Annotated in this window: 12 protein-coding genes and 1 rRNA gene; 4 read left to right on the top strand and 9 right to left on the bottom strand. The window is 71.2% G+C overall.

Going from position 1 to position 12,142, the window contains the following annotated elements:
- Positions 1–43 precede the first annotated feature (43 nt).
- The 3 genes from AB0B14_RS28175 to AB0B14_RS28165 all read right to left on the bottom strand — a co-directional run bounded on the left by AB0B14_RS28175 (position 44) and on the right by AB0B14_RS28165 (position 1,354).
- The gene (locus AB0B14_RS28175) at positions 44–571 is read right to left on the bottom strand and encodes a tRNA adenosine deaminase-associated protein (protein ID WP_357525093.1); all 528 of its coding nucleotides are present in this window, start codon (positions 569–571) and stop codon (positions 44–46) included.
- A gap of 117 nt (positions 572–688) precedes the next feature.
- Positions 689–856, bottom strand: a complete 168-nt coding sequence (locus AB0B14_RS28170; RefSeq protein ID WP_357075287.1) for a hypothetical protein — start codon at positions 854–856, stop codon at positions 689–691.
- 111 nt (positions 857–967) lie between these two features.
- A complete protein-coding gene (locus AB0B14_RS28165) occupies positions 968–1,354 on the bottom strand; it encodes a hypothetical protein (RefSeq protein WP_357075576.1) in 387 nt (128 codons plus the stop codon).
- Positions 1,355–1,424: 70 nt separating this feature from the next.
- Between AB0B14_RS28165 and AB0B14_RS28160 the strand changes: the two genes are divergently transcribed.
- Both AB0B14_RS28160 and AB0B14_RS28155 read left to right on the top strand, forming a co-directional pair.
- A complete protein-coding gene (locus AB0B14_RS28160) occupies positions 1,425–2,195 on the top strand; it encodes a peptidoglycan DD-metalloendopeptidase family protein (RefSeq protein WP_357525090.1) in 771 nt (256 codons plus the stop codon).
- Between the two features lies 1 nt (position 2,196).
- Positions 2,197–3,270: a PHP domain-containing protein gene (locus tag AB0B14_RS28155; protein WP_357525088.1), complete on the top strand. Its 1,074-nt coding sequence runs from the start codon at positions 2,197–2,199 to the stop codon at positions 3,268–3,270.
- A gap of 78 nt (positions 3,271–3,348) precedes the next feature.
- Here the strand turns inward: AB0B14_RS28155 and AB0B14_RS28150 are convergent, their stop codons facing one another.
- On the bottom strand, positions 3,349–4,344 hold the full coding sequence (locus AB0B14_RS28150) for a DMT family transporter (RefSeq protein WP_357525087.1): 996 nt from the start codon (positions 4,342–4,344) through the stop codon (positions 3,349–3,351).
- A 131-nt stretch (positions 4,345–4,475) separates the two neighbouring features.
- Here AB0B14_RS28150 and AB0B14_RS28145 point away from each other — a divergent pair, with 131 nt between their 5' ends.
- The gene (locus tag AB0B14_RS28145; RefSeq protein ID WP_357525085.1) at positions 4,476–6,146 is read left to right on the top strand and encodes a DUF885 domain-containing protein; all 1,671 of its coding nucleotides are present in this window, start codon (positions 4,476–4,478) and stop codon (positions 6,144–6,146) included.
- Between the two features lie 52 nt (positions 6,147–6,198).
- On the opposite strand, the gene AB0B14_RS28140 is transcribed toward AB0B14_RS28145, so the two are convergent.
- From AB0B14_RS28140 to nudC, 3 genes are all read right to left on the bottom strand, one after another.
- A complete protein-coding gene (locus tag AB0B14_RS28140) occupies positions 6,199–7,698 on the bottom strand; it encodes a DUF6114 domain-containing protein (RefSeq protein ID WP_357525083.1) in 1,500 nt (499 codons plus the stop codon).
- Positions 7,699–7,775: 77 nt separating this feature from the next.
- On the bottom strand, positions 7,776–8,399 hold the full coding sequence (locus tag AB0B14_RS28135; protein ID WP_357075269.1) for a DUF6230 family protein: 624 nt from the start codon (positions 8,397–8,399) through the stop codon (positions 7,776–7,778).
- A gap of 326 nt (positions 8,400–8,725) precedes the next feature.
- A complete protein-coding gene (gene nudC / locus AB0B14_RS28130) occupies positions 8,726–9,646 on the bottom strand; it encodes an NAD(+) diphosphatase (protein WP_357525081.1) in 921 nt (306 codons plus the stop codon).
- Between the two features lie 206 nt (positions 9,647–9,852).
- Here nudC and AB0B14_RS28125 point away from each other — a divergent pair, with 206 nt between their 5' ends.
- On the top strand, positions 9,853–11,667 hold the full coding sequence (locus tag AB0B14_RS28125; RefSeq protein WP_357525079.1) for a VanW family protein: 1,815 nt from the start codon (positions 9,853–9,855) through the stop codon (positions 11,665–11,667).
- 8 nt (positions 11,668–11,675) lie between these two features.
- Here the strand turns inward: AB0B14_RS28125 and AB0B14_RS28120 are convergent, their stop codons facing one another.
- Together AB0B14_RS28120 and rrf are read right to left on the bottom strand one after the other, a co-directional pair.
- Positions 11,676–11,927: a hypothetical protein gene (locus tag AB0B14_RS28120; RefSeq protein WP_357525077.1), complete on the bottom strand. Its 252-nt coding sequence runs from the start codon at positions 11,925–11,927 to the stop codon at positions 11,676–11,678.
- A 126-nt stretch (positions 11,928–12,053) separates the two neighbouring features.
- Positions 12,054–12,142 (bottom strand): 5S ribosomal RNA (gene rrf, locus AB0B14_RS28115); the annotation flags it as partial.

The raw sequence follows: 12,142 nt of genomic DNA, 5'->3' as shown, positions 1-12,142 counted from the left end.
CGGTCGGATCGTCTCCAGAGCCGGGTCGGTCGCGTCGGCCGGCTCAGACCTCACGCAACTCCTCGACCTCGTCGGCACAGCCGAGCACCTGGCAGATCTCGGCGGTGACGTCCGCCGGCAGCATCCCCTCGTGCGTGCACAGGGTCAGCAGCTTCTGCGCGGAGATGCCCAGATTGGCCAGCAGGTCGGCCTCACCCACCGGATCGGCCTCCGGATCGACGACGGGCTGCTCGCTCTCCTCGTCACCGGTGGTCACCGGGCGCGGCTCGTCATCGCCGTCGAGCCCGGTGACCGAGGTCTTCAGGTCACCGACCAGCAGCGCGCCCAGCGGCGACTCCTCGGCGTACGCGGAGTCCGAACCGAACACCCGCAGATCCTCGCCCTCGTCGAGACGCAGGATCACCAGGTACGCGTCATCGGCCTCGACGAAGAGCAGCGACACGTCGGCCTCCTGGTCGACGTCACGCAGCCGCTCGGCAACCTCGTCGATGTCGGTGGCGCCACGCAGGCTGACCTCGGCGGCGGTCCAGCCACTGTCGTCACGCACCACGGCCGCAGCGAAGTACGACACGGTCCCCCCAATAGCCCTCGACACAGCGTCGACTCGTTACGCGTGCACGTTAGCCGGTCGGGTCGGCAGGCGACTCGTCAACGCCCCGAAGGGTCGGTCATTCCTGACAAAGTCGGATCAGCCGGCGACGCGACGGCGGGTAGCGATGAGCTGGCGCAGACGCTCGGTGCGCTGCCGCTGTGGTCGGCTGCGCTGTCGGACCGCGCGGGCACCCGCCAACTCGGCCAGCAACTGCAGGCGGCGGCGACTGCGATCCGGTTCCTGTCGCGGGGTGGTCCAGGCCATGGTGCCGAGCGTGCCGAGTCTCGGCGGCCACGTCAAGACGGCGTTCGCTACGCAGCCAACCGGGCACGCGCCGCAGTCGTCCACCGCCGCCCGATCACCACCGCGGCTCGATCACCACAGCGGCCAGTCACCGCTGGTGGCCCAGCGGACCGTCACCACGGCGGCGGCGATGCTCCAGCCACCCGCCGTGACGATGGCGACCCCGGTGGCAACCCCGCGGTCGCCGTAGCGGATCAGCACCAGCGCGGTCAGCCACGCCAGCAGGCCCGCCAGCACCGTCCACCACGCGTAACTTGTCACATCGGTGCCGAGCAGGCCGAACAGCAGCAGCCAGGCGGTCGCCGCGGCACCGCCGGCGGCGACGCCGCCGCCGGTCACCGGGTGCGGCTCGCGGTAGGTCGGGCGGGACGGTGGCCCGGCGGGGAAGAGCCCCGAGGGGGTACGCGCCACCTGCTGCGCGACGACAGCCGGATCCGGGCCAGGATCGGGTCGGGCGATGGTCACCGTCGCTGCCCTCCCTCACGCGTGCCGCTCGTGCTCACGGTACCGGCTCTGCCAGGATGACTGGATGCCCTCGCCGACGATCAGCCGCCGCGCGCGTCCGGCGTACCCGATCCTGCTGCTTCTCGCCCCGGTGCTGGCCGCCGGCTGCGCGACCACCCGGCCGGGGGTGCCGACCGGCGACGCCCCGCCGACGCCGTCCGCGGTTTGGGCGACCGGCGATCAGCCGGTGTCGCCGTCGGCAACGCCGACGCCGACGGCGACCGGTCCGGCCCGCCCGGCGCCGTCGTCGGCCAGGCCGTCGGCGACGACACCTCGCAGCGGCCTGAAGCATGTCTTTCCGGTACGCGCCGACAACGTGGACTACCACCCGACGCACGGGGCGTACCCCGCCACGGACCTGTTCGCCGACTGCGGTGAGTCGTTCGTCGCGGTGACCGACGGGAAGGTGCTGGAGGTGAGTCGGGTCGACAGGTACTCCAAAGGTGGGCCGCAGGGCCCGGACAACGGCGGCCTGTCGGTGTCCCTGCTCGGCGACGACGGGGTGCGTTACTACGGCTCGCACCTGAGCGTCGTGTCCAGCGGCATCGACGCCGGTGTGCGGGTCCGCGCCGGGCAACAGCTCGGCAAGGTGGGGCGCACCGGCAACGCCAACAACGTCTGCCACGTGCACTTCGGCATCTCGCCGCCGTGCACCGGCAAGGACGGCTGGTGGATCCGGCGCGGTGTGCTCTGGCCGGCGCGGTACCTGGATTCGTGGCGGCGTGGCGACAATCGGGACCCGGCCGCCGAGGTCGTCGCCTGGCAGCGCGACCACGGCTGCCCGAAGGCGCCCTGACATGGCTGGCGCCAGGGATCCCATCGCCGACCTGCGTCGCATCGCGTTCCTGCTCGAACGCGCGAACGAGGCCACGTACCGGGTACGGGCGTTCCGGTCGGCGTCGAAGGCGTTGGCGGGTCTGCCGGCGACCGAGGTTGCCGCCCGGGCCGACAACGGCACGCTCACCGAGTTGACAGGTGTCGGCGACGTGACGGCCCGCTGTGTGGCGGAGTCGCTGGCCGGCGAGGAACCGGTCTACCTGCGCCGGCTGGTGGCGACCGAGGGCAGCGACCTGGATGCCGAGGCCACGGCGCTGCGCGCCGCCCTGAAGGGCGACTGCCACACCCACTCGGACTGGTCCGACGGCGGCTCGCCCATCGAGGAGATGGCGCTGGCCGCGGTGGAGTTGGGCCACGAGTACCTGGTGTTGACCGACCACTCGCCCCGCCTGACGGTGGCCCGGGGGCTGACCGCGGAGCGCCTGCGTCGACAGCTCGACCACGTGGCGCAGGTCAACGCCGCACTGCCGGAGGGGTTCCGGATCCTCACCGGCATCGAGGTGGACATCCTCGCCGACGGCTCCCTCGACCAGGACGACGAGTTGCTGGCCCGGTTGGACGTGGTGGTCGGCTCGGTGCACAGCGGCCTGAAGGACGAGCGGTCGAAGATGACCCGCCGCATGCTGGCCGCGGTCGCCAACCCGCACCTGGACATCCTCGGTCACGTCACCGGCCGGATGGTGTCGTCCCGCCCGGCCGGGGTGACCGGTCCGGGCGACCGGGGGCACCGCGCCCGCACCAGGGCGGAGAGCGACTTCGACGCGGACGCCGTCTTCGCCGCCTGCGCCGAGCACGACACCGCCGTCGAGATCAACTCTCGGCCGGAGCGGCAGGATCCGCCGAAGCGCCTGATCCGTCGCGCACTGGAGGCCGGCTGCCGCTTCGCCATCAACACCGACGCGCACGCGCCCGGCCAGCTCGACTGGCAGCGGTTCGGCTGTGAGCGGGCCGCCCTCTGCGGCGTCCCCGCCGATTCGGTGATCAACACCTGGCCGGCGGAGCAGTTGGTCGCCTGGACGCGCGAACGGCCCTGACCAGCGCTCCCGACCAGCGGCCCCGACCACCACGACGTCTCAGGCACGGTTCGGCCTTGATCGACTCGGCAGCGACCCTCAGCGGCGGGCGGACTCGACGAACTCGGGGGCGGCCGCGGGCTCGGCGGGAGCGTTGACGCCGACCACCGGGCGTGGCTTCCGGCGGCCGAGCACGCCCTGCGCGACCGCGACCCCCAGCAGGACGATGAGCGCGCCGACCGGTTGGTGCCAGTTGAGCCGCTCGCCGAGCGCCACGGCTCCGATCAGCACCGCGAAGATCGGGATCAGGTACGTGACCGTGGATGCGGTGCTCGCGCCGGCCACCCGGATGTTGCGCATGTTGATGACGAAGGCGAGCCCCGTGCCGAGCGCACCCAGGGTCAGCACGCTGGCGACCACTCCCGCCGACAGCTCGGTGGGCAGCGGCGGCAGGCCGGCGACGAACGGGGTGACGATTGCCAGTTGCCCGGCCGCGAGCAGCAACTGCGCGGCGGACAACGACAGGCCGGAGTAGGAGCTGCCGGCGACGAACCGCTTCTGGTACGGGATGGCGACGCCGTAGCAGGCGGCCGCGCCGAAGCACATCAACTGCCCGGTGAAGTGCGCCCCGCCGATGCCCTCCCAGACCCCCAGCACCACCAGCACCCCGAGGAAGCCGAGCCCGAGCCCGATCGCGCGGCGCACGGTCAGCCGCTCGGTGCGGAAGACCAGCACCGCCAGCGGCAGCACGATCAGGGGCGTGGTCGCGTTCCAGATGCCGGCCAGCATCGACTCGACCCGTTGCTCGCCGTAGCCGAACAGGGTGAACGGCACGGCCACGCCGAACGCGGCGACGACTGTGAGATGCCCCCAGACCCGGGGCTCGCGGGGCAGCCGGTCGCGCAGCACGGCGAGGACGATCAGCAGGGTTACCGCGCCAGCGACGACCCGGTAGAGGGTGAGCTGGACCGGGTGCAACTCGGCCACCCCGACCTTGATGAACAGGAAGCTGGAACCCCAGATCGCGGCGAGGGCGACGAAGCCCGGCAGCCAGGTACGAACCGGTGCCTTGTCAGGAGTGATATCGGCAGTCACCCCTGACACTCTGCCGGAACCCACCGACAAAGTCGCGCGCCTTTCGGACGTTGCGCCGCTCGTCACTTCAGTGGACTGAACACGACAAACGTCATCGACACGGGGGTGGGTTGGTCACGTAGGGTCGCAGCGTGGGACGAATCGATGAAATCGCCAACCGTTACGTGGCCGAGTGGGCGCCGTTGAGCCCCACCGGCGCGACCTTCGTCGGCATCGCCGGCCATGATGACCAGCTCGACGACCTCTCGCCGGAGGGTTACCGGGCGCGCGCGGACCTCACCCGCCGGACGCTCAGCGAGCTTGAGGTGACCGAGCCGCAGACCGAGTCCGAGCGGATCGCCAAGGAGGCCATGCAGGAACGACTCGGCCTGGACCTGGCCCGGTACGACGCGGGCCAGACGACGAGCGAAATCAGCGTGATCGAGAGCGGGCTGCACGAGATCCGCATGGTGTTCGACCTGATGCCGACCGCGACCAGCGACGAGCAGGCCAACATCGCCGCCCGACTCAACGGCTTCGCCGGCGCACTGGACAACTACAAGGTCACTCTCCGTGCGGCCCTCGCCGCCGGTCAGGTCAGCTCGAAGGTGCAGCTGGTCGAGGTCGCCAAGCAGTGCGACATCTGGGTCGACCCGACCCAGGACAACTTCTTCCACGGGCTGGTCGAGCGGCTGGGCGCTGAGGGCTCGCTCGGCGCGGAGCTGCGTCGGGGCGCGGCGGCGGCGACCGCGGCGACCGCCGAGTTCGGCCAGTTCCTGCGTACCGAGTTGGCCCCGCACGGGCGGGACAAGCAGGCCGCCGGGCGGGAGCGCTACGAGCTCGCCTCGCAGTACTTCCTCGGCGCCAAGGTCGACCTGGACGAGACGTACGCCTGGGGCTTCGCGGAGCTGGCCCGCCTGGAGGCGGAGATGCGCGTCGTCGCGGGGCGCATCGCCGGCTCCGGTGCCACGGTCGACGAGGCCGTGGCCAAGCTGGACGCCGACCCGGCCCGGACCATCCAGGGCAAGGAGGCGTTCCGGGACTGGATGCAGGCGCTGGCCGACAAGGCGATCGCCGAGTTGCACGGCACCCACTTCGACATTCCGGAGCAGGTCCGCCGCATCGAGTGCTGCCTCGCCCCGACCAGCGACGGTGCCATCTACTACACCGGCCCGAGTGAGGATTTCTCCCGGCCGGGCCGGATGTGGTGGGCGGTGCCGCAGGGCATCACCGACTTCTCCACCTGGCGAGAGGTGACCACGGTCTACCACGAGGGCGTGCCGGGTCACCATCTCCAGGTGGGGCAGACCGCTGTCCGTGCCGACCTGCTCAACCGCTGGCAGCGACTGCTCTGTTGGGTGTCCGGGCACGGCGAGGGCTGGGCGCTCTACTCGGAGCGGCTGATGGACGAGCTGGGCTACCTGGAGGACCCGGGCGACAAACTGGGCATGCTCGACGGCCAGGCGATGCGCGCAGCGCGGGTGATCGTCGACATCGGCATGCACCTGGAGCTGGAGATCCCGAAGGACAACCCCTTCGGGTTCCACCCGGGCGAGCGGTGGACGCCCGAGCTGGGCTGGGAGTTCATGCGGGCGCACTGCCGGGTTCCGGACGAGAACCTGCGCTTCGAGCTGAACCGCTACCTGGGCTGGCCGGGGCAGGCGCCGTCGTACAAGGTGGGTGAGCGGATCTGGCTGCAGGCCCGCGAGGACGCCAAGGCCCGCAAGGGCGCCGACTTCGACCTGCGGGAGTTCCACCGGCAGGCGTTGGACCTGGGCGCGCTGGGTCTCGACCCGCTGCGCCGGGCGCTGGCCCGGCTTTAGGCTCCAAGCGCCGGCGGTACGACGTACCGCCGGCGCTTCCCGCCGTGCCCGTTCAGCCGAGGGTCAGCGCCAACGCCGGTCGGGCGGTCAGCGTGTCACTCGTGACGTACGCCAGGTCGATGACCGGATCGGTGAACGTGATCGGGATGGGCGAGGTGATCGGGACGCCGTCCGGCAGTGGCAGATCCGGCGTCAGTGTGATCTTGATACCGAGTAGCCGGCCAACGAACCGGGTGGCGTAGAAGGCCACGTTTCCGCTGACGGTCAGCCGGTCGGTCGCGTACCGCTGGTTGCGCCCCTGCGGGCCGTCGGCGCGGAGCAGGAAGTCGGCGGTGACCGCCTCACGCATGCTGAACTTCAGCACCTTGAGGTCGCCTTTCACGGTGTGCAGGTCGGTGACTCCGTCGAATCGCAGCCCGGTCATCCGGACCGACGTGCCGGTGAGCTTGGACGGCGTCTGCGCCACCGTCGGCAGGGCTGGATCGGCGGCGATGCGCGGCAGCGGCTTACCCGGCTCCACCACACCCGGCTTGTCCGGCGCGCCCGGCCCGTCGGAGGCCGGCGTGCCCGGCTTGGCGGGCGTGTCCGGCCCGCCCGGGGCCGGCGGCGGGCAGGTGCCGGGGCGGTCGGCCGGCGTGCCGGTTGGTTGCGCGGCGGGCGTGACGGCCGGGCTGGTCGACGCCGACGGGGTCTCCCCACGGCGTCCACCACCGAGCAGGTCGCCGACTCCGTCCAGGATGTCGGTGAGCACGTTGCCATCCCGGTCCGGGCTCGGAGTCGGCGTGGCCGGGCTGGCGCTGGGCGACGGGCTGGCATCCCGGGACGGGGTGGGACAGAGGATCGTCGCCGGCCGACTCGGGGCCGCCCGCACCGCTCGGGGTTGGACGGCCAGCCCACCGGCGGCCAGGCCGAGCACCACGAGGGTGATGCCAAAGGCCTGCCGAGAGTCAGTGGAACGTCCCGGCCACTCGGGCGGCGGGCCCTCGTCGGACCCCGGCGCCGCCGTCGGGCGATCAGACCGCGCAATGCCGGCCCGCGCCGCGTCGGCCCGCGCCGCGTCGGGCTGCCCCGCGTCGGCCTGCTCGACGTCGGCCTGCTCGACGTCGGCCTGCTCGACGTCGGCCTGCTCGACGTCGGGCTGTGGGGCGGTGAGCGGTGCTGGACTGGTCGGCGTCCAGGCGAAGGCGAGGGCGCTGCCGACGATGCCGAGCAGCAGACCGACGAAGAAGCCGCCGAGGTTGAGCCCGATCAGCGAGTAGACCGCGGTGACCGCCGCGACGATCGAGTAGAACAGGCGCTGCGCCGGGGTGAACCAGAGCAGCAGACCGCAGGTCACCAGGATGACCGGGATCAGCAGCGAGAGCAGGCCGCTCGCCCCGCTGTGGAAGCTGAGGCCGTTGAGGGTCATCCGGGTGGACGCAAACATCTCCAGCCCGGCCAGGGCGGTGAGCAGGCCGCCGGTGAACGGTCGGCTGCGCCGCCAGCGGCGGAAGTGCCGCCACGCCTGAGCCGGGCCGCCGGGCCGGGCGTGCGACGGGTTCGCGGTTGTCACGTACTCCTCCTGGCCGCGCGGGAACGGGGACACCGGCCGGACCCGCGGCGGTGGCGCGCCGCGGGCCTCGGCTCACCTCAGAAGCACTCCTTGCCCTTGGCGTCTTCGCCCACGTTGACCTTCAGCCGAAGCCCGACCAGGTTGAACGTCGCCGCCGTGGTGTAGCGGGACACCTGTTGCAGGTTGGTGATGGTGACGTGGTCGGAGTTCTGGCCGAACGAGCCGGCCTGCGCCGTCGGGTTCAGGTCGGTGGCGTCCCGACCGATCTTGATGTTGGTGAAGGTGGCGTTGCCGTTCAACGAGTCCATCGCGATCAGCAGGTCCTTGGCCCGGGCGGGCTCCTTGCCCTCGCCGGCGTTGATGGTGAGCACCACCGGCAGGCCCGGCAGGTCGGCGCGGACGGACTGGCACAGGCTGTACAGCTCGGCGCTGCTGATCTCGGAGAGCGCGATCGGGTGGACCTGGCCGGCCTTCCCGTCCTTGCCCTTCTCGCGGACGATGCCGCCGTACTGCTTGAAGCCGTCGCCCTCCAGGCGCTCGGCGCCGATCTTGAAGGTCTGGCCGGAGACCGTGATGTCGGACGCGATCGCGCCTGTCGACATTCCGAACAGGATGGCGCCCGCGGCGGCCGTGGCGGGCACCGCCATGGCGGCGAAGCGCCGCCACCGGGTACGACCCTGATTGTCCAACCGATCCTGCACGGGTTCCTCCTCGAGTGGATGCGCACGGCTCGCCGGTGACGAACTGGCGGCTCTGCGTGGGGCCCGTCAACTGTTACCGGCGGGTAATGACCGGGCTTGATGGTGCACCTCTGAGGCGTAGCTCACAACCCCCCGGCTACTCGGCGGTAACAGGCGACCCATCCAGCAGCAGCACTGCGTTACGGCGGGGGCGAGGCGGGCGCGGACGGAAGCCGGCAAAAGGCCACGAAAGCTGGCACGGCCAACGGGGTTGGCTGCGGAAAGTGATGGGACATTGACCGATTACAATAATGTAACGAATGTAAAGCAGCGGTCAGCCCCGCAGGTCAGGACCCCGCGGCCAACCAGTCCTCGAGAAGGCGGTGGTCGATCGCGTCCACCCGCCCGAGGGTACGGCCGGAAGCCACCCGCTCCCGCAGCTCCGCCCGGGTGAACCAGCGCGCCTCCAGCAACTCCTCGCCGTCGACGCGTACCTCGTCGGAACCGGCGGTGGCCCGGAAGCCCACCATCAGGCCGGCGGGGAACGGCCACGCCTGCGACCCCTGGTAGGTCACATCGGTGACTGTCACGCCCGCCTCCTCGGCCATCTCCCGACGGACCGCGTCCTCCAGGCTCTCGCCAACCTCGACGAACCCGGCCAGCGTCGAGAACGCGTCCGCGGCCGCACCCGCGTGCCGGGCCAGCAGGCAGCGCCCCGGCCGGCCGGGTGCCTCGACCAGCACGATGATCGCCGGCTCGATCCGGGGGAAGAAAAGACGCCCGCACTCCTCACCCGTGCAGGTGCGCATGTGCCCGCCGCCATCGGCGACGGCCGGCGCACCGCACGTCCCGCAGAACCGCTGCTGCCGGTGCCAGTGCAACAAACCCCTGGCGTACGCCTGGACGGCCGCGTCACCCGGGTCGAGCCGCCCGACCAGCGCCCGTACGTCGACGGTCCGCGCCGCACCGGCCATCTCGGTGGCGGCCCGTTCGGGGAGTGCGGACAGGTCCACGGCGAACACGGCAACGTCCCCGTCGAGCCCCAGGAACACCGTCTCACCCGCGGCGGACCGGACGAGGGACGCCCGCTCCGCGGTGAGCCGGACCGGCCCGTCCGCATCGACGAGACAGCGGTCCCGCCACAACGCCAGCACCACGGTTGTCGGCTCGCCGAGCAACGCGCTCAACCGGGTCGGATCGGTGCGCAAGGGGCCCGCCCGGTCCAGCCAACCGCCGCCGTACGCCAACACCCGCTCCGCAGTGTCCACCCGGCCACCGTGCCACGTCCGCGGTCCGCCGCCGGCACCACCCCCGTACCTCCGTGGGTGGTCCGTCCCCGTGCTCCGCCGACACACCGGGCGACACGCGGTAGCGGCGTCCGGCCTGTGCAGCCGAAGGACGGCCGGGTATTCGTTACCGTAGGTGCCTGCGGGAGGGCGTTACCTGCCGCGGCACCCTGGCGATCGAGGTTGCAGTGACGCTCTACGGCGAAAAGAGTCCGCCCGCCGACGACCGGCCCACCGTGCAGGTCACCGCTGTCACCTGGCCGGACGACGGACCGGTGACGGTGTCCGCCCCCGGTGAACCGGAGGGCCGCCCGAGTCGCCCCCGCCGGGTGCGGATGCTGCTCGCCGCCGGCGTCGGCGGCGGCGTCCTCGCCGCCGTGGCGGGTGCCGGAGCCTGGGCCTACGCCGGTGACGTTCCGCGCGGCACCAGCGTGCTCGGCACCGAACTGGGCGGCCGGAGCCGCGCCGAGGCCGATCGGGAGTTGCGGGCGGAGCTCGACCGGCGGGCGGCGGCCCTCGCCGGTCCGTTGCGGGTCACCGTCGACGGGCGGACCGCCGATATCAACCCGACCGACGTGGGGTTGGCCGTCGACGTGCCGGCGACCGTCGCGGCAGCGGCCGCAGCCGACGCGCACCCGGTCAGCCGCCTGGTCGGCTCCCGCACGGTCGACCCGGTGGTCACCGTCGACGCCGACCGGTTGGACGACGCGCTACGTAGGGTGCTCGGCAACCAGGCCCAGGGGATGACGATGCCGGCGATCACCTACCAGGGCGTCACGCCGAAGGTCGTGCAGCCCAAGCCGGGGCTGGCCCTGGAGCCCCAACGCTCGGCCGAGGTGGTCCGCGCCGGCTGGCTGGCCGGCACCCCGGTCACCGTGCCACTTGTGGAGCGCCACCCGGCGACCACACCGGAGGAGTTGGACCGGCTGGTCACCGAGCTGGCCAAGCCGGCGGTCGCCGCACCGGTCGCCCTGCGTACCGAAAAAGGTTCGGTGCGGATCTCACCCGCCGCCATCGCGAGAAGCCTGCGGTTCACCGCCGACAAGACCGGCAAGCTGACCCCGTCGGTGGACGCGAAGCGGCTGCGTGCGGCGCTCGGCGACGACCTGGCGGCCATCGAGGTGCCGCCGAAGAACGCCACGATGACCATCTCCGGTGGTCGGCCCACCACCACCGACGGGCGGCCCGGTCAGCAACTGGACATGACGAACCTGGCTCAGGGCCTGCTGGCGGTACTGCCGAAGTCGGACGGCCGCGAGGTGACCGGCGAGCTGAAGCCGACACCACCGGAGCTGACCGCGGAGAAGCTGACCGGCTTGGGCATCAAGGAACGAGTGTCCACCTTCACCACCCGTTTCACCGGCGGAATGGCCTCGTCGCGCAGCCGGAACATCGCGACCATCGCGAGGCAGGTGGACGGCACCGTCGTCCTGCCGGGGAAGACGTTCTCGTTGAACGGTCACACCGGCGAACGCGGCTACGCCCAGGGCTACCTGGACGCACCGGTGATCCTCGACGGCAAGTTGGTGCCGGGCGTCGGCGGCGGCATCTCACAGTTCACCACCACGCTGTTCAACGCGACGTACTACGCCGGCCTGGAGGACGTCCAGCACAAGCCGCACTCGTACTGGTTCGACAGGTACCCGGCCGTCATCGAGTCGACGATCATCTGGCCGAACCTGGACTTCAAATTCCGAAACAACACCGAGTACGGCGTGCTCATCGACACCTCGTACACGTCCAGCACGATCACCGTGTCGATCTGGAGCACGAAGATCTACGACAGCGTGAAAACGGAGTACGGGCCCCGCCGCAACATCACCACGCCGAAGCTGATCCACCTCGAACCCGGCCCCTCGTGCATCGCGACCAACGGCATCAACGGGTTCGCCCAGGACGCCTACCGAGTCATCAAGAAGGGCGGCAAGGTGGTCAAACGGGAGAAGTTCAGCTGGCGCTACGACGCCGAACCCCGCTACGTCTGCGGGCCGAAGCCCTCCTGAGGTCGCGGTCAGCCCGCAGCGCCACCACTGCCCTGTCCACTGGGCCGGCCGCCCTGGGGAGGCGTTGGCAACATGCGCGCCTCCTGCACGCGAATCTCGGTCCGGAACCGATGCGCCGCCGGATGCCATATCTCCTCGAACGGCCCCATGACCTCGGCGCCGACACCGCGCCGACGCACACGGCCTCCCAGCCACCAGAGGATCCCCAGGATCGCCGCCACGCAGCCGGCGAACGCCAGCAGTATCAGAACGTCAGCCACACCCCGAACCTAGCCCGGGGTGTCCCGCGCTCGTGGATACCCCAATTTCAAGAAAGTCGAGTCGATTCAGGGTGTGGATATGCAGATAGGGCCACCCCGTATCGGGGTGGCCCTATCTGAAAGATTGTCCGGCGGCGTCCTACTCTCCCACACCCTCACGAGTGCAGTACCATCGGCGCTGGAGGGCTTAGCTTCCGGGTTCGGAATGTAACCGG

Source organism: Micromonospora sp. NPDC049171, assembly GCF_040648275.1.
Classification (GTDB): Bacteria; Actinomycetota; Actinomycetes; order Mycobacteriales; family Micromonosporaceae; genus Micromonospora.
This window is presented reverse-complemented; position numbering and strand designations above follow the sequence as displayed.